Origin of the sequence: Microcoleus sp. N9_A1 (genome assembly GCF_036701795.1) — a bacterium.
GTDB lineage: Bacteria > Cyanobacteriota > Cyanobacteriia > Cyanobacteriales > Microcoleaceae > Microcoleus.
The window spans coordinates 77,038-95,320 of the sequence record NZ_JAUBRI010000014.1 but is presented as its reverse complement, the minus strand read 5'-3'; the positions used below and the strand labels follow the sequence as shown (position 1 = coordinate 95,320).

At 45.3% G+C, this 18,283-nt stretch carries 19 protein-coding genes; 9 read left to right on the top strand and 10 right to left on the bottom strand.

Annotated features, from left to right (window positions below; all coding sequences use genetic code 11):
- Position 1: 1 nt before the first annotated feature.
- The 3 genes from QUA58_RS09355 to QUA58_RS09345 form a co-directional block, all read right to left on the bottom strand.
- Positions 2 to 2,665, bottom strand: a complete 2,664-nt coding sequence (locus tag QUA58_RS09355; protein ID WP_333393785.1) for a DNA polymerase III subunit alpha — start codon at positions 2,663 to 2,665, stop codon at positions 2 to 4.
- 233 nt (positions 2,666 to 2,898) lie between these two features.
- The gene (locus QUA58_RS09350) at positions 2,899 to 3,318 is read right to left on the bottom strand and encodes a lysozyme inhibitor LprI family protein (RefSeq protein ID WP_333393784.1); all 420 of its coding nucleotides are present in this window, start codon (positions 3,316 to 3,318) and stop codon (positions 2,899 to 2,901) included.
- A 16-nt stretch (positions 3,319 to 3,334) separates the two neighbouring features.
- Positions 3,335 to 3,649 (bottom strand): DUF2499 domain-containing protein, encoded by a 315-nt coding sequence (locus QUA58_RS09345; protein WP_333380497.1) that lies wholly within the window; start codon positions 3,647 to 3,649, stop codon positions 3,335 to 3,337.
- Positions 3,650 to 3,848: 199 nt separating this feature from the next.
- Between QUA58_RS09345 and csaB the strand changes: the two genes are divergently transcribed.
- From csaB to trmB, 3 genes are all read left to right on the top strand, one after another.
- Positions 3,849 to 4,892, top strand: coding sequence for a polysaccharide pyruvyl transferase CsaB (gene csaB, locus QUA58_RS09340; RefSeq protein ID WP_333380495.1), 1,044 nt, complete (start codon positions 3,849 to 3,851; stop codon positions 4,890 to 4,892).
- Positions 4,893 to 4,908: 16 nt separating this feature from the next.
- The gene (locus QUA58_RS09335; protein WP_333393782.1) at positions 4,909 to 5,619 is read left to right on the top strand and encodes a Uma2 family endonuclease; all 711 of its coding nucleotides are present in this window, start codon (positions 4,909 to 4,911) and stop codon (positions 5,617 to 5,619) included.
- A gap of 139 nt (positions 5,620 to 5,758) precedes the next feature.
- Complete coding sequence (gene trmB / locus QUA58_RS09330; RefSeq protein ID WP_194011865.1) at positions 5,759 to 6,391, top strand: tRNA (guanosine(46)-N7)-methyltransferase TrmB; 633 nt, start codon at positions 5,759 to 5,761, stop codon at positions 6,389 to 6,391.
- Positions 6,392 to 6,609: 218 nt separating this feature from the next.
- On the opposite strand, the gene QUA58_RS09325 is transcribed toward trmB, so the two are convergent.
- Positions 6,610 to 8,124 carry a phospholipid carrier-dependent glycosyltransferase gene (locus QUA58_RS09325; RefSeq protein WP_333393780.1) on the bottom strand — a complete coding sequence of 505 codons (1,515 nt, stop codon included), beginning with the start codon at positions 8,122 to 8,124 and terminating at the stop codon, positions 6,610 to 6,612.
- A gap of 352 nt (positions 8,125 to 8,476) precedes the next feature.
- The gene (acsF, locus tag QUA58_RS09320; RefSeq protein WP_333253344.1) at positions 8,477 to 9,550 is read right to left on the bottom strand and encodes a magnesium-protoporphyrin IX monomethyl ester (oxidative) cyclase; all 1,074 of its coding nucleotides are present in this window, start codon (positions 9,548 to 9,550) and stop codon (positions 8,477 to 8,479) included.
- On the opposite strand from acsF, the gene QUA58_RS09315 reads away from it, so the two are divergent.
- The 4 genes from QUA58_RS09315 to QUA58_RS09300 all read left to right on the top strand — a co-directional run bounded on the left by QUA58_RS09315 (position 9,551) and on the right by QUA58_RS09300 (position 11,384).
- Positions 9,551 to 9,847 carry a hypothetical protein gene (locus QUA58_RS09315; protein WP_333253346.1) on the top strand — a complete coding sequence of 99 codons (297 nt, stop codon included), beginning with the start codon at positions 9,551 to 9,553 and terminating at the stop codon, positions 9,845 to 9,847.
- 115 nt (positions 9,848 to 9,962) lie between these two features.
- The gene (locus QUA58_RS09310) at positions 9,963 to 10,439 is read left to right on the top strand and encodes a TM2 domain-containing protein (protein WP_333253348.1); all 477 of its coding nucleotides are present in this window, start codon (positions 9,963 to 9,965) and stop codon (positions 10,437 to 10,439) included.
- Between the two features lie 181 nt (positions 10,440 to 10,620).
- Positions 10,621 to 10,794, top strand: coding sequence for a 50S ribosomal protein L32 (rpmF, locus tag QUA58_RS09305; RefSeq protein WP_006632406.1), 174 nt, complete (start codon positions 10,621 to 10,623; stop codon positions 10,792 to 10,794).
- A gap of 455 nt (positions 10,795 to 11,249) precedes the next feature.
- Positions 11,250 to 11,384, top strand: coding sequence for a hypothetical protein (locus QUA58_RS09300; protein ID WP_333135483.1), 135 nt, complete (start codon positions 11,250 to 11,252; stop codon positions 11,382 to 11,384).
- Here QUA58_RS09300 and queA read toward each other — a convergent pair whose 3' ends face one another.
- Positions 11,385 to 12,551: a tRNA preQ1(34) S-adenosylmethionine ribosyltransferase-isomerase QueA gene (gene queA, locus QUA58_RS09295; protein WP_333253349.1), complete on the bottom strand. Its 1,167-nt coding sequence runs from the start codon at positions 12,549 to 12,551 to the stop codon at positions 11,385 to 11,387.
- Between the two features lie 157 nt (positions 12,552 to 12,708).
- Between queA and QUA58_RS09290 the strand changes: the two genes are divergently transcribed.
- Positions 12,709 to 13,098: a hypothetical protein gene (locus tag QUA58_RS09290; RefSeq protein ID WP_006632408.1), complete on the top strand. Its 390-nt coding sequence runs from the start codon at positions 12,709 to 12,711 to the stop codon at positions 13,096 to 13,098.
- Between the two features lie 197 nt (positions 13,099 to 13,295).
- Here the strand turns inward: QUA58_RS09290 and QUA58_RS09285 are convergent, their stop codons facing one another.
- Complete coding sequence (locus tag QUA58_RS09285; RefSeq protein WP_333253353.1) at positions 13,296 to 13,889, bottom strand: YraN family protein; 594 nt, start codon at positions 13,887 to 13,889, stop codon at positions 13,296 to 13,298.
- Between the two features lie 14 nt (positions 13,890 to 13,903).
- Between QUA58_RS09285 and QUA58_RS09280 the strand changes: the two genes are divergently transcribed.
- A complete protein-coding gene (locus QUA58_RS09280; protein WP_333253355.1) occupies positions 13,904 to 14,419 on the top strand; it encodes a pentapeptide repeat-containing protein in 516 nt (171 codons plus the stop codon).
- A gap of 16 nt (positions 14,420 to 14,435) precedes the next feature.
- Here QUA58_RS09280 and QUA58_RS09275 read toward each other — a convergent pair whose 3' ends face one another.
- The 3 genes from QUA58_RS09275 to dnaG all read right to left on the bottom strand — a co-directional run bounded on the left by QUA58_RS09275 (position 14,436) and on the right by dnaG (position 18,111).
- Positions 14,436 to 15,443 carry a transposase gene (locus QUA58_RS09275; protein ID WP_333393779.1) on the bottom strand — a complete coding sequence of 336 codons (1,008 nt, stop codon included), beginning with the start codon at positions 15,441 to 15,443 and terminating at the stop codon, positions 14,436 to 14,438.
- A gap of 166 nt (positions 15,444 to 15,609) precedes the next feature.
- The gene (locus tag QUA58_RS09270) at positions 15,610 to 15,822 is read right to left on the bottom strand and encodes a hypothetical protein (RefSeq protein ID WP_333393778.1); all 213 of its coding nucleotides are present in this window, start codon (positions 15,820 to 15,822) and stop codon (positions 15,610 to 15,612) included.
- A 270-nt stretch (positions 15,823 to 16,092) separates the two neighbouring features.
- On the bottom strand, positions 16,093 to 18,111 hold the full coding sequence (dnaG, locus tag QUA58_RS09265; RefSeq protein ID WP_333253362.1) for a DNA primase: 2,019 nt from the start codon (positions 18,109 to 18,111) through the stop codon (positions 16,093 to 16,095).
- Positions 18,112 to 18,283: the final 172 nt, after the last annotated feature.

Here is an 18,283-nt window from a genome sequence, read left to right as displayed (position 1 = left end):
TTTATATATCTGAGCTAGAGTTGATTTGTTTTAATTCTAATCCTTTTTCAAAAATTTCGTCAATGGGCAGCATTTGACCGTCATCAGTCATAAATTTGTGATCTTTTGTGGCGCGCATTGTCGAGCCATCTTCCAGGCAATACTCAAAGACCTCCTGCTGCCCCCGGCGATGCCACTGTGCAATTGACTGTGTATAAATATGACCATTACTATCAACACTATAAACTGTACATTCAATTTCTTCCTCAACGATTTTGCCAATAGCCATCGGCCCATATTCCATAGTCAATATCTTCGTGTCATAGCTCAAGCAATATTCTGCGAATTGTAGCATTTGCCCGAACAACTCTTCGGCAACTCTTTGAGTGACACCATTCTTAGTTGCCCCATCAATAAATGTTTCCTTTTGCTTCTGCATTTCATCAGCCTTCTTCTTGCCCATTGCGCGGCGCAGCAAGTCAGCTTGACCTAAAGAATAGCCCGCCAAATCTTGAGCCATCCGCATAATTTGCTCTTGGAAACAAAGCGTTCCATAGGTTTCTTTTAAAATTGGTTCTAACAGCGGATGGTCATATTTAACCACCTCTCTACCGTGTTTGCGATCGATAAATTGTGGAATCAAACCAGCATCCAGCGGGCCGGGACGATAAAGCGCCAGAATAGAAGAAATATCATCCAGACAGGAAGGTTTAATTTTTTTTACTACATCCAGCATCCCAGAAGATTCTAGCTGAAAAATACCTTCCAAATCTCCTTTTTCTAATAGTTGATAAGTTTTTGCTACATCACCGGGTAACTTGTTGTTCCTAGTAAATGTCTCTTGAGCTCTGCGTTCTATATCAGAAGGTAAGGCTTCGGCATCGATAGTTATATCTTGCGTTTGCTTAACATACTCGACTGTTTTTTGGAGAGTTGTTAAATTTTTAAGTCCCAGAAAATCCATCTTCAGCAACCCCAAAAATTCCAAGTCTTCCATGAAATATTGGGTAATCACAGCACCATTGTCATTTTTTTGCAATGGTACAATTTCATCAAGGGGTTGGGAAGAAATGACCACACCGGCCGCGTGAACGCCATAGGTTTTGTTAGTTCCTTCAATGCGAATTGCCATGTCAATCCACTGACGCACTGGAACTTCGGTGCCAGTTTCTGCATTTATGCAAATTGTATTTTCGTAGTTGTCTTTAAAATCCTGTGCCGGTGTTCCCTCGGAAATCATCACTTTGAGTTTTTCCGGTTTCCCCCGCGACACGGGAATCATTTTTGCCATTTCGTCCGCTTTTTTGTAGGGAATTCCTAGCACTCTAGCAACATCTTTCAAGACAGCTTTTGATGTCATTCTGTTGAAAGTAATAATTTGTGCTACGCGGTCTGTACCATATTTTTCCGTAACATATTTAATCATATCGTCGCGTCTTTCTATGCAGAAATCGCTATCGATATCTGGCATAGATTTACGTTCGGGATTGAGAAATCTCTCGAACAGCAATCCGTGGTGTACGGGGTCTATGTTGGTAATATTGAGGACGTAAGCAACTAAAGAACCTGCCGCAGAACCACGTCCTGGCCCGACGGGAATATTGTTGTCTCTAGCATATTTCATGTAGTCCCAAACTACTAAAAAATATTCAGAAAACCCCATCTGCTGAATCATTTTTAGCTCATATTCTAGTCTTTGTTTGTAGACTGGGGGGATTTCGTTTCTGGTGCGGCTTTTGAGGCGTTCTAATAGTCCTAGCCAAGATATTTCTTCTACATAGGTATCGGCGGTATGTTCTGGGGGAATTGGAATTGTGGGAATTCGCGCTTCTCCTGTTAGCTCGTATCTTGATACTTTGTTTGCTACTTCTAGGGTAGTTTCGATCGCCTCTTTGATGGTTTCGTCGTCCAAATGGTCTCGAAACAGTTGCGCCATCTCGTCAGCGGACTTAAGATATTCTGTACCGCTGTAGCGCATCCGCTTGTCTTCTTCAATCAGTTTGTTGGTGTTGATGCAAAGCAAAGCATCGTGGGCTTCTACGTCGTTGCAAGAAATATAGTGAGAATCGTTAGTGGCGATTATTTTTATATTGAATTCGCGGGCAATTTTGACGATTTCCACATTCACCATGCGGTCTTCTTGGGAACCGTGGTCTTGAATTTCTATATAGTAGTCATCCCCAAATACTTCTTTATACCATTTGGCAACTTCGCGGGCAGTATCTAGCTTGTTTTGGAGAATCATTTGGGGAACTTCGCCTCCCAAACAAGCACTGGTAACAATTAAACCTTCTGAGTATTGTTTAAGCAGTTCTTTGTTGATGCAAGGGCGGGCAAAAATACCTCGTTCTGGCATTCCCTTTAAGTGGGAAATTGTGGTGAGTTTGACGAGGTTTTTATAGCCTTGGGTATTTTTAGCTAAGACAACTTGATGGTATTTTCTTCTACCTCTAACTTTGACTTCGATGTCGCCGTTGACGACGTACATTTCGTTGCCAATGATGGGCTTGATATTTTTATTTCGGCAAACTTTGATGAGTTCGATCGCGCCGTACATCACTCCGTGGTCTGTAAGGGCGATCGCGGGCATCCCCAATTCCACCGCCCGTTCGGCGAGCTGCTGTAGCTGAGAAGCGCCATCTAGGAGGCTGTAATCGCTGTGAATGTGCAAACCAACGAAGGACATGGCGATTTGAGATTTTAGCTTTTAGTTTTTAGACTTTCGATTGTACACTATTGCCGTTGAGAAAGATAAATTGATTTTTTATTTTACAGCATCGGTAACGTACAAAAACTGGTTTTTTGAACGAAATATATAGGTTTGAAGGCTATATTTTAGATCGAAAAACCGATTTTTACCACAGGTGCAACATCTCACAGAAGAAGTCGGTAATTTAATAGCTAATTCGGTAGATTTGCTTACAAATTTGCTTGTTTCAAATAATCTTCTAAATCTTTAACGCGCTGCTGTGTAACTTTTGCTCTGCAAGAAATGTATACAGGAGCCGCCAAAGTACCGCCTTCAAAGTGTCCGGCTTCATAGCTGCAAGTTTCATCGCGAAACTTGAGCCAACTACGCTGTGCAACCGTCAATCTTTGCTGCTGTTTGCTGTTGAGTTTAGGCCGAAGTTGCTGATATAATTGATTGAGCTTGGTGTCTGCTGCTTTGAACTCTTGACTAGAACACATATTCATGTCTAGCGTGGTTTGAGGACTTTTACAGTTAGGCTGTTGGGCGACTTCCTGGAAATTATTGCTGGCTTTGCTCTCCTGCAATAATCCGCCTGCTAACACGAGGGAAATTGTTGTAAATGTTGCCCAAAAAGTGCTATTTTTCATTGACTTGATACCTCTTTTAATCTTGAATTTTCTCTGCTGCTTGAGCCGATCGCCAAATCCACCAAGCCGCCGCCCACAGAGTAAAATTGCCGATGAGAGTCATCGCCGCTTGCAGGGTAACGATCCATTCTAGGGCTGGGGAGTTGTCAAAATAGTGCCAAGTGCAAGCACACATGGCGCTGACTAGGGCGGGCAGCATTCCGGCGGAAAGGGCCCACCAAGCTCGGTTTTGAGTGACTTCGCCGTAAGTCCAAATTAACCAGATGGCCGCAATCCACTCGACGACGCTAGAGATGTGAATAATCCAGGTGGGAATTGACAAAACGTGCATTTTTTGTATTCTAAAATAACAGAGAACGGGGAAGATAAAATATGTATTTATTTGTTTAAGATTGTTAACTGTTGGCTGCTAAGAAGGGCGGGCACGGGGGCACCGCCCCTACCTGTTAACTGTTAAAATATTTTACGGCTCGACCGCAACAATTAGATATTGTAATACTTAGATTCCCCATTATAAACCAAGAGTAGAAATGCGAGCAATTTTGTGCGGCTATTACGGTAAAGGCAACGGTGGCGACGAGGCGCTGTTGGCATCGCTACTGCAAATGTTACCAGATGGCGTGACGCCGATCGTCCTGTCTGGCAATCCTGTCGAGACAAATCAGCGGTACGGGGTAGCTGCGCGCGATCGGATGAATGCGTTTCAAGTTCTCGAAGCACTCCGCACCTCCGACGCGCTAATCTGGGGAGGCGGCAGTTTAATGCAAGACGCTACCAGCACGATCAGCCCTTTCTATTATGGGGGTTTAATGGGACTAGCGCAACAAATGGGCTTAAAAACAGTTGCTTGGGCCCAGGGAATTGGGCCTTTAAATCGAGAGATTACCCGCAAATTATCTCAGCGTTGTTTTGCTGGATGCACCGCCGTCAGCGTGCGGGATAAAGGCTCAGCTACCTTACTTGCAGATTGGCAAATTCCGTTCACTTTAGCGCCCGATCCCGTGTGGGCTTTAGAGAATTCCCCCGTCTCCGGTTTGTGGAATTTACCAGCGCCCAGAGTTGCAGTTTGTTTGCGTTCCCATCCTACATTAACTCCCGCCAGATTGTCAATTCTAACTCAAGCTTTAGTTGACTTTCAAAAAGCAACCAGAACCTTAATTTTACTGCTACCTTTTCAAGCATCTCGCGACTTAGAAATTGCCAAGCATTTGCACGAAGCTCTGCCGAAACGAAGTGAGATACTTAGTTTAGACGATCCGAGAAAATTGAAAGGACTATTCCGGGGAGTCGAAATGGCGATCGGGATGCGCTACCACAGTTTAATTATGGCAGCATCGGAAGAATGCCGCTGTTTTGCCCTCAGCTACGATCCCAAAGTCACTCAATTGATGGATGAGTTAGAAATGCCGGGATATGTATTATCAGAATTGCCAGAAGATCCCTATTTAATCAGCAAAACCTGGATCGAACACTACGCCAGCGGCGATGCACTATCGCCAGAAAGGATAAAATTTATTGTAGGGCGATCGCTCTTTCATAAAGAAGTATTGCAAACCGCACTCCAGCAGTCTTAGCAAGAGGTAAAATACCGTGACAGTCAGTACAGCCGACTTAAAAATTACCTGGGAAAAATTGCCAGACGATTTCATTTTAGACGAGGAACCTGTGGAAAATATCGACCAACCGCTACTCGCCGCAGCCTTGCGCGAAATCCTAGAAATCGCGGGATTAATTTTAGAACATATCTTAATTGCCTCAAATATGGGTGTTTGCGCTACATTAAACGGCAAGCTAGTTATCAAAGCCCCCGATTGGTTTTATGCCCGCAACGTCCAGCCGTTGGTGGCTCCAGGAATTCGTCGCAGTTACACCCCAAACTTAGAAGGAGAAATACCCGATATCGTCCTAGAGTTTTTATCAGTTAATCACTACGACGAATATTCAAGTAAACCAACTTTACCCCCCGGAAAATGGTTTTTTTACGAGCAAATACTTCGAGTACCAATCTATGCTATTTTTGAACCTGCGGCAGGATTGTTAGAAGTGTATCGGCTGAATTCATCAGGAAGATATGAAGTACAGCAGCCGGATGCAAACAATCGTTATTGGATTGCAGGAGTTGGGTTATTTCTGGGCGCTTGGTACGGGACAAAAGCCGAAAGAACCGGATATTGGTTGCGCTGGTGGGATGAAAGCGGAGAGATGTTATTGTGGGGAGCAGAGATGGTAGAAAGGGAAAGGCAGCGATCGGAAAGACTAGCAGCACAATTAAGAGCAGCAGGGATTGAACCAGAAGCCTAATGCAATAATGAGCAATTAAAAATAGTCCCTCTGCAATTTTTAATCGCTCATTAATTAAAAAGTATTAGACAAGATCGCAAAAATCAATATTTATCTGCCTTCATCAACCGTTAAAAACTACATTCAGGAGACAGGAAAATTGGCAAGAGTTAGAGTTCGGGAACACGTCAATCCCCTATCAATTAGATATCAAGCATCCGCAAGTCCCCCAGATTGGACTAAAATCTATGCCGACTTAAATTTACCGCTACATCTAGATATCGGCTGCGGCAGAGGAAGGTTTTTGTGGCACATGGCGCAAATCCAAACAGATTGGAATTTTCTGGGATTAGAAATTCGGGAACCTCTGGTAGATGAGGCGAATCTGTGGCGCGATGAAAAAGGCTTGACAAATTTGCACTATTTGTTTTGCAATGCGAATAGTTCCATGAAGCCAATTTTAGAAACTTTGCCCGCTGGTATTTTGCAGCGAGTCAGCATTCAATTTCCCGATCCGTGGTTCAAGAAAAAGCACCACAAGCGGCGGGTAGTGCAGCAGGAATTAGTCAGCGAATTGGCGACTTATCTGGCTGTTGGCGGTGAAGTATTTATTCAATCGGATATTGAGGAAGTAGAAGTCGAAATGTGCGATCGCTTTTCATCTCATCCCAGTTTTCAGCGTCAAAATGGCGGGGAATGGCTAGCAGAAAATCCCCTACCCGTTGCTACGGAAAGAGAAATTGCTACTCAAAAACGAGGCGAACCAGTTTATCGAGCACTGTATCAAAAATAATGCTCGCTTTTGCAAACTCCCCTTGGTAATAAATGTTATAAATTACATCTTGCACCTTTTTTAGGAACAGGCAAGATGCCTGTTCCTAAAAACTTAATTTTCTTGTAGAACGGGCATCTTGCACCTTTGTTAGGAACAGGCAAGATGCCTGTTCCACAAAACTTAACTTTATTGTGGAACGGGCGGGAGAACCCGTTAATAAAATAATTATTTCTAACTTAAACCCAAGACGGCAGCCACATCCGAATTTTCCATTCCATTTGCGACAAAGGCAGTCCCAAATAGATAGGCATCCAGAAAATAAAAGCACCCACAACCAGAAAAATAATTGTTACCCCCATCCCTCGGAGTCGAGTTTGAGGGCTGTGCAGCCACCTGTCAACCCACCAAGCAAGTGCTAAAGCTGCAAACACAGAACAGCCCATATAATGGTACAAAAATATGCAGCGAGTCACCTTCACCCAAGGCAGCAAATTAGCGGCCCAATTAATTATTAAATATAACGCCAGCCACATTTCAGCAGTCGGCGGAAACAAAATCGGCCGCTGCTGTTCTATCGTGTCAACAGAAGCCTCGCTGCGCGTTTGCTGCCACACCAAAATCCGATGAACTAAAACTCCTATTACTAGCAATAAAGCTAAGGTTGACAGCCACCAAAGCAATGGATTTCCCATTGCGTGAACGTCAAAAGTTGCCTGAGTTACACCTTCAGGTAAAGGTGGCAAAACCGGATCTGGTTGGGCATTGCTGCTAGCAGTTTTGTAGAAGTAAACTATGGGGCGCAGCATCAAAGGCCAACTGTACCACGTGGAACAGTAAGGATGCACGTCGGGCCCGCTTTTAATCCGCTGGTGATAAGTCAAAATTTCCGTTTGCATCTGCCAGAAATTGGGAGTTGGATTAAAGTGCAGGTGAGGAATCCAAGAGATGCTGTAAACTAGAATAGGAATAATAGCTAGACTTAAGCAGAGTTCTATAAAATTGAGTTTAGTCAGTTTTTGTACGGGACTTTCGGCAGGAATTAGAGGTGAATCTACGTCGCGGCTTTGTTCTTCATTTCCTCTGTTACCCTGGATAAAACGAACTGCCCAAGCACAGATTAAAATTAGATAAGTACCGAAAAGAAACCATAATCCGTTCCATTTGATAGCCGCAGATGCGCCGAAACCTATTCCGGCGAGTACCAGCCAAAGCCAGCGCTTTTTGCCTTCTGCTTCTACGGATTTTAAAATAAATAACTGACCTAAAATTCCCAACAAAACTAGATAAATGTTGTTCAGCGCGTAGCGAGACTCCACTAAAAATAGACCGTCGCAGGCGGCAAACAAAGCAGCAATAAAAGCAAAGGTGCGGCGCGGAACTAGCTGATAAGCCAGGGCTCCGACAACTAGGGGAATAAAGGAGCCTGTGAGTGCATTCAGCCAGCGGTAATCCCAAGGGGAAAGCAGGGAACCGGCCATACTGTTTACGGCGGTTTTGCCGAAGGGAAGGTGAGTTCCGATCCAAATGCCGATCGCAATTATGTACTGACTCAGAGGCGGGTGGGCGTTGAAAAAAGGAGTTTTTGTGAGATAATCGTTGGCAAATTTCGCGTAATAAACTTCGTCAAATACTAGAGTGTTAAATCTCTCTAGTTGCCAAAAGCGTAGAGTTAAGGATAGGAGAAAAACAGCGAACATTCCTAAGCAAAAAACTAAAGTAGATCTGTTGAATTGTTTTTTGTTGATTTTCATAAAACAGCAGTAAATAGTAAATGCTAGATTTGAGGGCGATCGCTAATTTAAAAATATTGAATAGGGAATAGCGTAACAATTATAATTATGACTTTTCATACCCATTAAAAAAAATAATGCAACTGTAGGCCCGTACTCCCAACCTTGATAGTCATCAGTCATTCCCTATTCTTTAATCTACAATCTTTCGACTGAGCGCTAACGCCGAAGTCTAAATTGTCAAATGGTACAACCTTTGCTGTGGCCAACCCGATCGCACGCCCGCCCACGAAAACTAATCTAACATTATACCCAAAAAAAAGCGGCTCCGCTTGTCGCAGAGCCGCCGTCACAGAGGATGAGAAATCAAAACTTAACGCACAGCGCCCTGTACTGAAGGTGATTCAATTGTTTTCATGAAGTACAGCTTCACTAATTGCCAGCCGTTCGACAGATACAAAGGCAATTTTTGGAATAACTGCAAGAATTTCGGAGTATTAGAAGCAACAATTGCTGTCAACTGCTGATTGTTCTTGAGGCAAACATCCAGGCGTTCATAAAATTCTGGATTGTTCACGTCGAGCATGACGGGGAATACGCGGCCTGCTGTTTCGTTCGTCTTTTTAATCACTTCAATGTCGTATTCGCGAGCATCTAGTCCGAGCGATCGATAAAAACCACCGCGCTGGATATCATTGAGATACATTGTCGCGAATACCGACAGCAAGAAGAAACGGCACCACAGCTTAGCGCGCCAATCGTTCAGCATTTGAGGCTGAGCTCTCATCACCGCATCGAAGAAATCTCCGTGGCGGTTTTCATCCTGACACCAATTTTCAAAGAATCGGAAAATTGGATAAATCTGGTCTTCAGGATGCGCTTTCAAGTGCTGATAAATCGTGATGTAGCGCCAATAACCGATTTTTTCGGATAAGTAAGTGGCGTAGAAAATAAACTTCGGCTTAAAAAATGTGTAACTGCGGCTCTTTGTCAAGAAACCCAAATCTAGGGACAAACCAAAGTCCGACAGCGCTTTATTTAGGAATCCGGCGTGTCGCGCTTCATCGCGGGACATCAGCAAGAAACCTTCGGCGAGTACCGGATTTTTGTCCTTGAGCTTGCGTGCCAATTCTTTGTAGAGCAAGAAGCCGGAAAACTCAGCGGTGCAAGAGCGTTCGAGGAATTCAATGAATAACTTGCGCTTTTCGCCGTCGATGTGTTCCCAAGATTGATCGAACTCGGCATCCCGCACGAAGTGGGTTTTGTTGTAGTCAACGCGGAACTCTTTGATAATTGCTTCGAGTTCGGCTTCATTTACCGAGATGTCCATTTTGGCCATCTCGTCAAAGTCTGTTGTGTAAAATCTCGGCGTGAGAATAGTTTCTTTGGCTGGGGTTTTCGCTTCTTGCTGTTCTGCAAAAGCTGGTTTTTTGAGGGAATCTACCATATGTTTATTGGATTTTTGCTTATAATTGCTCGCTCGTTTGAGGTATCGGAAGGGGCGATCGCCCTTGTATCTCCTACCAGCGCTGTGCGGCGCACTTTGGCGCTTTGTGTGGCATCCAGGTCAAAGCTGCTTAAATTTCCACGCCCTCCAGTTTACCAAGCTCTCGGCCCCGAAAATATGTTGCTGGCGTTAAGAATTGCTACGCAAAATTACTCATGGGCATGGGCATGGGGCATGGGGCATGGGCATGGGGCATGGGGCATTGGGCATGGGGCATTGGTAGTAAATAACCAATAACTTCGGACAATGCACAAATATCTGCTGGTGTCAAACTGTTCAAACACCAGATAGAAAGTACAAAATGTATAGAGGGACTCCAATTCTTAGAATAATCAGGCAGGACGGTCATAAAATGAGCAATTTAGGTGTTAGTTACCTGTTATGGGCTGCTTGTTTTTTCGGCCCATTCGGACTCCACCGTCTCTATAACGGCAAGATTGCCACGGGTTTGCTGTGGCTGTGTACCTTTGGGTTATTTGGGTTCGGGCAATTGTTTGACTTGCTGCTGCTACCGAACATGGTGGACGAACACAATGCCAGTCTCAGGGGCAAACTCGGCGTATCTCCCCAAGGTATACCGCTATCTTCCACCAGCGGGGCGATCGCCGCGACATATCCCAAGCAAACTCCAGACCAGTTAGGGGTTAAACTCCTGAAGGCAGCTTATACCAAAAACGGAAGATTATCTGTCACCCAAGGGGTGATGGCAACCGGCGCTACTTTTGCTGAAGTGGAAGAGGCTTTCACGGCAATGCTCAAAACGGGTTATGTGAGTATCGAGAACGATGCCGTAACTGGCGTCGTGATCTACCACTTTCACGAACTTTAGCTGCTGCGGGTGCGTTACCTAGGGGATTTTGTCTATTTTTCCAGAAGCTAATCGCGCTCCGCACCCTACTACTTGATATTGCTGGCCCAGCAGTTGTTGCGGTTTTTCGAGTAAGCATTGCTGGCAAAATCGGCTAGAATGTTTGTTTGTCTATATAAGCAAGCAAAAACTATTTAGCGTCATGGCAGTCCCTAAGAAGAAAACCTCCAAATCCAAGAAGAATATGCGTAAGGCCACATGGAAGCGCAAAGCTGTCGTGGCAGCTCAGAAAGCTCTGTCTCTGGGCAAATCTGTTCTGACTGGGCGTTCCAACAGCTTTGTGTATCCCGGCAATGAAGAAGAGGAGGAAGAATAGAAACGGAATACCGGGCATGGGGCGAACCCGATGCCCGATCGATCAATCCTTTTTTGCTGTTGTTGACACTCCTCGACTATCAGGTACGAGGATTCTTGGTTCAGCGACCCACCTTAAAATTATCTATCCTTGCGGCAATACTTAAACCAAATACCCGTCCGATTGAACCAAGCATCGAGCCTAACTTAGATAACCCCAGAGGGCTTTGTCTCCCCAAGCGTTTGAGAATTACTTCTCACGTTCCCGTGTGCCCCACGGTACATTTAATCTTTATTTTTTGACTTGTCTGGTTTTGGTTTACGTTGGTTAACCTAGCTGTTTTTATTCGTGGCATTCGCTACCCACTAGCCATTATTGTTTTCCGACCAGTCGTTTGAGCTTGGTGTCTCATGTGTATCGGCGGTTACTCTACCTGTGGCATAGTCTTAGTGTACACCCAAATGGGATAAGTTGCCATGAAGACTGAGAGAATCAATATCAGAACGACAAAGCAGTTGAAAGACAAGATTGCTCGGATAGCTCAAAAGCAAGGAGTGCCTGTAGCTGAATTGATTAATGACTATATCAAACAGCTACCTGAACCCCAATAATTAATCAAAGCCGTCCTGGAAGGACGGGGCTTTAAACCCATTTTTCGGTAAAATCAGCATGGCATCGCCAAAGGAATAAAAGCGGTACTGTTGCTCGATCGCTTCTCGGTACAGATCCAACAGCCGAGGCCTTCCAATCATCGCACTTACCATCATCATCAAAGTAGAGCGGGGCAAGTGGAAATTGGTAATCATCCCCTCTACAACCCGCCACTTGTAACCAGGGTAGATAAACAAAGTGGTCGGGCCACAAAAAGGTTGCAAGGAAAAATCGCCACTCGCGGCGGCAGCTCCCTCTAAAGCTCGCACTGCTGTTGTACCCACGGCAATGATCCGCCCGCCTCGGGCTTGAGTTTCCCGGATTTTCTCAACGGTGGCGGGGGGTACTTCCACCCATTCGCCGTGCATTTTGTGAGCCGTCACGTCTGCCACCTCCACCGGGCGAAACGTCCCTACTCCGACGTGTAAGGTGACAAAAGTTTTTTCGATTCCCCGCTGTTCCAAGCGGCTGAACAATTCTTTGGTGAAGTGCAGGCCTGCTGTGGGGGCAGCCACGGCCCCAAGCCGATCGGCATAAACAGTCTGGTACTGTTCCGCTGAAGCTTGGGAATTTTCGATGTAGGGTGGCAGGGGTACGTGGCCGTATTCGTCCAAAAACTTCACCAGATTCTCATCTGTGGGGATGTCAAACTCCAGCAGCCGTCCCCCTGTTGCGTCGTCCCTCTCTATAACTGTTGCAGTCAATCGACGACGATCGGCCATCGTAGCATCGGGAAGGCAACAGCAAGGAGCTGTAGTCGAGTCCTCACAGGCAGGGGCGAGGGGATCAAACTCAATTTTTGCTCCCAACTTTAAACGTTTCCCCGGTTTAACCAAAGCCAGCCAGCAGTTATGCTGCCGTTCTTCCATCAACAATATCTCCACAGCCGGGCCGTTGGGTTTGTGCCCGTAGAGCCTCGCTGGCAGCACGCGGGTGTTGTTCAGTACGAGCAAGTCGCCTGGTTGCAGCAAATCGGGTAAATCCCTAAAAATCCGGTGTTGGTGGCTGCTGGGAGAATCTACAGCCAGCAAGCGAGAACTGTCCCTCGGCACTACGGGATTTTGGGCAATGCGCGAGGGCGGGAGTTCGTAGTCGTAGCCGTCCAAAGACCAGTCCATCTCTGTCATCAAGTGAATTCCTGTGCGATCGATCTGTCAACTATGTAACAAATTGGGTAAAAACCCCCATCCAAAGTCGGGTGCTTTTCCCCTTGTGGTGGCGGGTAGAGTCCGCGACGATAGAGGTATAGCATCAGCTTTGCTCATAAGGCTCATAAGGATCGTTATGGAATATCTCTACTACATCGCCAATACTAGCCTTACTCTGAGAGTCGTGGATTACCTACGCACGGCTCATCATCTTCCCTTGCAATTTATCACTGTTATTCACCAAATTGACGGCTGGGTGGTAAAGGTGAAAATGAGCCAATATTTAACTCCCGAAATGCACGGGGATTTTCGGGCTTTTATGAACGAACTCGGGATTCCTTACGATCCTGAAATTCGCTTGCAAATGGCGCTTTGGAGTTTGGAAACCGGACAGTCGCCACTGAGCGTGATGCGCCGCTACCAGGTGGCAGTGGTTTGTCACGGCAGCCCTGACCGCAAAGAAATTGAAGCGTTTCGCCAGCAGTTTGTCAAAGGTCTCGGATATTGCCCGGAAACTCTGGCCTAGATTGCTACGCATATAAATTAACTGTGATGACAGAACAGGAGAGGGAGAGAAGGGAAAGCGGGAGAAGATTTAACGCTTTTTTCAGCTCCGTTAAAGCTCAAGAGAGAAATGCGCGACAGCCTAGGCAAGTTAACAATTAAAAATTACCTAGTGGCATTGCTTTGAGATTTTACCCTCTAAATTTTAATTATATATTTTTAATTGCTAAAAGCCGAGGGAATGTATTCTTGCAGGGTGAGTCGGTAGTTTCCTGCAACGGCAGATTGAGAGTTCGCTGCTGTTAATGGTGGTAATATTTGCTTTGGGTTTTGTTGTGAAGGTTCGCACCTGACTAAAGCGACATCAAAGCGACAATAATTATTCGCTAAATCTGGATGAGTGCTTAAAAATATTTCTGCTGTTTGCCAAAGTTTGGCTTGTTTTGTGGTAGTAACAGCCAACATTCCACCAGCATCCCAATTTCCCGGGCGGCGAGTTTTCACCTCTACAAATGCTAATGTTGGGGAGGTGTGATTGGGAAGACCTCGGTTTTTTGCGCTTTCTTCATCTCTTCCGAGTGCGATGATGTCAATCTCTCCCCAGCGACAGTGCCACTGCCGGTGCAGGATTTCCCAGCCTTGCTGCTGCAACCAGTCGGCGACTAAGTTTTCTCCCAATGTGCCGATATCCCGAGAGTTTGGGGATTGGGGGGAATTGGAGTGGGCCGTCGCTAACGGGGGATTCCCTACGGGATAGCTACGCTTGACGCGCTTTCTGGTAGAATTCAATTCTGGACTGTCACGACTGCCCATTAGCTTGAACTTGTATGATGATTTCTCGAATTCGCCAACATATTTATACTTTCTTGCTGAGTTTTGTTATTTTAGCAGTAATTGCCGCTGGGGCGATCGGCATTAATCCCGCACCTGCTTTCGCTTTGGATCACGACAAAGAAATCCTAGTCGGCGCTGATTTTACTGGCAAAGTTCTGACTGACGACAGTTTTAATAAAGCTAATCTTCGCAACAGCAATTTTACCAATGCAGATTTGCGCGGCGTCAGCTTTTTTGCAGCCAATCTGGAAGAAGCGAATTTAGAAGGCGCGAATTTTACAGGTGCGACTTTAGATTTGGCTCGCATGATGAAAGCAAATTTAACTAATGCTATCCTTGAGGGTGCTTTCGCTTACAATACCAGGCTGGAAGGAGCTATCATTGACGGTGCAGATTTTACTGAGACACTGCTGCGAGACGATATGATAGAAAAACTTTGTAAAGTGGCAAAAGGTACTAATCCGGTGACAGGGAGAGATACTCGCGAAACTCTTTTTTGCGACTATTGATATCAGGTTTGTTGAATTAACCACAATACTTGTAGATACTGTCTTGACCTGTCAAGGGGTAGCGAGTAAATAATTGGGGTCGAAAGGTTTTTGGGATTTTAAAATCCCAAAAGCCAAATGGACCAATTTCCGCATCAAAGCACCAATCACCTGCATTTTGACGCCAGCCACGACCCAATAATCGCTCACTCATAGCTTTGAGTAACGGGTTGTGACGCATCGCCACTACCGCAGGCAGATACAATGCCTTTCGTAGTCGGACATTACCGGTACAGGACAAACGAGTTTTGCCTTTAACGGAAGTCCGAGAACTGCGTTCACAGGGTGTTAAACCCGCATAAGCGGCTAGTTGACGGGCATTGTCGTAATCGGAAATCTCACGAATTTCAGCTAACAATACCGAGGCCGTCTGTTCACCAATTCCGGGAATTGAGGTCAAGAGATCACGCTGTTGTTTTAAATGTGGATGTTGGTCAAAATGGTCGCTAATCAGTTTTTTGATTAGTTTTTGTTGTTCTTTTAGGTACTCCAAATGTGCCAGTGTAAGACCGGCAACAGTTGGCGTAGCTGTTTCCAAACGGTTCTGCTCTTGAGTAGCCATTTCTGTGACTGATTCGAGCCGTCGTAACAAAGCTTGTAATTCCTTGACTTCCGGCGCTGTAGGTGTCCATAATGATGGTTTCATTGCCGCACAAAAACGAGCAATTAATGCCGCATCTACGGAGTCAGTTTTAGTTCGTAGAAGTTCGCTTTTGGCAAACCCTTTAATCCGAGCCGGATTGACAATACTGACCTGAAAACCAGCCCCATAGAGGAATTCGGCTAAGGCTTCTCCATAGATGCTAGTAGCTTCCATGCAAGCATGGAGTTCTACTACATTTTGTTGTTTGAGCCAGTTATGTAAACTCTCAAAACCTTGAGTATTGTTGGTAAACTTTTTGGGTTTAGTCGCACGACTTTCGCTCAGTAATAAGACATGAAAGTCTTTTTTACTGATGTCTATACCTAAGACTGTTGATGTCATTTTTAGCTCCAGATGTACTCCGATTTATGAAAGAACGTGACAGGCAATAATTAACTAACCTTGTGAATGCAGGCTTTCCCGACAATGCCGAGAGCCTAAGATACTGTCCAGCTTGGTGCGCCTGTCATCAGTAATGGGAGCTTATCTACACAACAGACTTGTTTAGTCACTCGGGGCGGGCCAACTTCACCGATTGCTGATGTCCTTGAAGAACACTTTCTGCTGTTACAGAACCATTTGCACGAAACTTTCCTTGTTTCTTTAGATTCGCTTTGCTTGTCGGCTCGATCGCTTTGCCTGTCGGCTCGATCGCTTTGCCTGTCGGCTCGATCGCTTTGCCTGTCGGTACGAGCAACTGATTGTCGGTACGATCGCCCACTTGTCGGCTCGATCGCTTTGCCTGTGGGTACGATCAACTGATTGTCGGTACGATCAACTGATTGTCGGTATGATCGCCTGACTCTTTTAAGATACAAGGGGCGGGTTTCACCAACAATCTATCATGTAGACTAACAATCTATATAAACCCGCCCCCACCGGGCGACATAATTTGATGGCGGGTCATTCAACGGACATGATAGGAAAGGCTGGTTAGAGAAAAAACTGGCATTCCTTACTACGAACTGGTTTGTAGTAAGGACTTCATTCCTTAGCCCCAAGGCACGGATGTTAAATCGTAAAAATTAACTTGACGTAGCCGCTCTAATTCCTTGAGCCATTCTTGTTCAGCACAGAATAGTTGGTGATATTCTATAGCCTCTTCGCCACTGCTAGCGGCCTTGGCCTTTTCCCACATATTGAGTGCAATTCGGCGGCGCTTCATGCTAATTATTTGCTCGATACAGGCGAGGGCAGATCTAATGACTAGAGGTGCGCGATAAACGTTTCTTTCTGAGAACTCATTTAAGTGAAATAAATGCGAGATTTGATTTAGTTGATTCGGATATTCAATGAAACTATCTTGCAATTTCAATATTAACTCTGAAGGCGCTACTTGTAAAGACATTTTGTGCAATATTTCTGCATTCACAATCTGATGCCACAAAAATCTGTGGTGAGACAAGCTAAACTGCACGTCTCTAGCTTCTATTGCTTCTCTGACTTCTTGGCGGTATTCGGGACAGTGCAAATAAATCTGCAATAATTGCGCTTCTGCTTCTTCTAAAAGACTGCGGGCTACAGCAGATAAGCTTGATTTTGAGTTTTTGTTTTCGCCGGTTGCACGCTGCTTTTTATATTGTTTGTTCGGCTTCAGCTTGTTTCTAATTAACAGGGGCATTGTTAAAGATTCGTCTTGATTTTGCCGCTTTGCCCAATCGCTGACTACTTGATTTAGCAAGTTTTCGGTTAGCATTTTGGTGAGTCGAGAATCTCCCTTGCTGAGGATTTCGGCGCATTTTTGTAAATAATGCGTTAGCTGATTGTCGTCGGTAATATTGGTTAGTAAATTAATGATTTTTTTTGTGACTTGCTGGGAAGTATCGGCTTGCTTCAAATCTTGATTGACGAGCATTTGTTGCAGTTGCCAATCGAGCCACAACGGAGCATTTTCGAGCAATTCTCGATATTGTTCTGGGGAGTATGTTTTGAGGTATTCGTCGGCATCTTTGCCGTCGGGAATGTTGAGCACCCGCAGTTGCACTTCTCCTTGATAGGCGAGTTTTTCTATTTCTCCAATGGCGCGCGCTGCTGCTTGATTTCCTGCTTTGTCGGCGTCGAAGTTGAGGATAATTTGTTTGGAGTCTGTGTACCGCAATAACTGTCGCACTTGGTTTAAACTCAGGGCGGTGCCGAGGGATGCTACGGCGTTGGAGATGCCTGCGGCGTGCAGTGCGATCGCATCAAAGTACCCTTCTACGACGATCGCGCGATCGGATTTGCTAATGGCTGTTTTGGCTGTATCTAAAGCATATAAGGTTTTGCCTTTGTCGAAAAGTTCTGTTTCGGGAGAATTAAGATATTTTGGTTGTTCGTCGCCGAGAGCTCTGCCGCCGAAACCGATGACTCTGCCTTGGGTGTCGCGAATGGGAATCATGATGCGGTTGCGGAAGCGATCGTAATAACCGCTGCCGCCTGATTTGCGCGGTACAATTAATCCTGCTTGTTCTACTAATTGCGCTGGATAGTTTTTTTGTTCTACTAAATAACTGTAAAGTGCTTCCCAACCTTGGGGTGCATAACCTAGTTGAAATTGTTGGATAGTTTCTTCGCCCAGTTGGCGATCGGATTTGAGATATGCTAAGGGTTCTTCTCCTTGGGTTTGCCGCAAGGCGTGTTCGTAAAAGTTGGCTGTTAGTGCTGAGATTTCATATAGTTGTTCGCGCAGGGAAATTTGGCGCTGCAATTCTTGTCGGTGTTCTGGTTCGACTGTTTTGACTGGTACTTGATAATTTTTAGCTAGTTCTAATACAACTTCGCTGAAGGATCTTTTCTCTAATTCCATGAGGAATTTAAAGGCGTTTCCTCCTGCGCCGCAGCCGAAACAATAGTACATTTGTTTGGCTTGGTTGACGGTAAAACTAGGAGATTTTTCGTCGTGAAAGGGACACAATCCGACGAATTCTTTGCCGCGTTTACGCAGGATGACGCGACCGGAAATAACGTCTACTATGTCGGCTCTTTGTTTGACTTCTTCGATGGTTTCTGGGTGCAGCCGGGGGATTTGCATAGGGCTTTTTTAGGGGGTTTGAAAGTATGTTTATTTTGAGATGGGGAGAGGGCCGGTTTTGTACTCATCTTCTCGCTTGTATGCGAGTGCTCTTAGCTGAACCCGCCCCTTGTATCTTGAAAGAGACAAGCTATCAAACCGCAGACCGCAGGCTGTCGAACCGCAGACACGG

What these genes read in the sequence shown, in the direction of transcription:
- QUA58_RS09355 (WP_333393785.1), bottom strand. Translation starts at nt 2,665, where the DNA reads ATGTCCTTCGTTGGTTTGCACATTCACAGCGATTACAGCCTCCTAGAT.
- QUA58_RS09350 (WP_333393784.1), bottom strand. Translation starts at nt 3,318, where the DNA reads ATGAAAAATAGCACTTTTTGGGCAACATTTACAACAATTTCCCTCGTG.
- QUA58_RS09345 (WP_333380497.1), bottom strand. Translation starts at nt 3,649, where the DNA reads ATGCACGTTTTGTCAATTCCCACCTGGATTATTCACATCTCTAGCGTC.
- csaB (WP_333380495.1), top strand. Translation starts at nt 3,849, where the DNA reads ATGCGAGCAATTTTGTGCGGCTATTACGGTAAAGGCAACGGTGGCGAC.
- QUA58_RS09325 (WP_333393780.1), bottom strand. Translation starts at nt 8,124, where the DNA reads ATGAAAATCAACAAAAAACAATTCAACAGATCTACTTTAGTTTTTTGC.
- acsF (WP_333253344.1), bottom strand. Translation starts at nt 9,550, where the DNA reads ATGGTAGATTCCCTCAAAAAACCAGCTTTTGCAGAACAGCAAGAAGCG.
- QUA58_RS09315 (WP_333253346.1), top strand. Translation starts at nt 9,551, where the DNA reads ATGTTTATTGGATTTTTGCTTATAATTGCTCGCTCGTTTGAGGTATCG.
- QUA58_RS09310 (WP_333253348.1), top strand. Translation starts at nt 9,963, where the DNA reads ATGAGCAATTTAGGTGTTAGTTACCTGTTATGGGCTGCTTGTTTTTTC.
- rpmF (WP_006632406.1), top strand. Translation starts at nt 10,621, where the DNA reads ATGGCAGTCCCTAAGAAGAAAACCTCCAAATCCAAGAAGAATATGCGT.
- QUA58_RS09300 (WP_333135483.1), top strand. Translation starts at nt 11,250, where the DNA reads ATGAAGACTGAGAGAATCAATATCAGAACGACAAAGCAGTTGAAAGAC.
- queA (WP_333253349.1), bottom strand. Translation starts at nt 12,551, where the DNA reads ATGACAGAGATGGACTGGTCTTTGGACGGCTACGACTACGAACTCCCG.
- QUA58_RS09290 (WP_006632408.1), top strand. Translation starts at nt 12,709, where the DNA reads ATGGAATATCTCTACTACATCGCCAATACTAGCCTTACTCTGAGAGTC.
- QUA58_RS09285 (WP_333253353.1), bottom strand. Translation starts at nt 13,889, where the DNA reads ATGGGCAGTCGTGACAGTCCAGAATTGAATTCTACCAGAAAGCGCGTC.
- QUA58_RS09280 (WP_333253355.1), top strand. Translation starts at nt 13,904, where the DNA reads ATGATGATTTCTCGAATTCGCCAACATATTTATACTTTCTTGCTGAGT.
- QUA58_RS09275 (WP_333393779.1), bottom strand. Translation starts at nt 15,443, where the DNA reads ATGACATCAACAGTCTTAGGTATAGACATCAGTAAAAAAGACTTTCAT.
- dnaG (WP_333253362.1), bottom strand. Translation starts at nt 18,111, where the DNA reads ATGCAAATCCCCCGGCTGCACCCAGAAACCATCGAAGAAGTCAAACAA.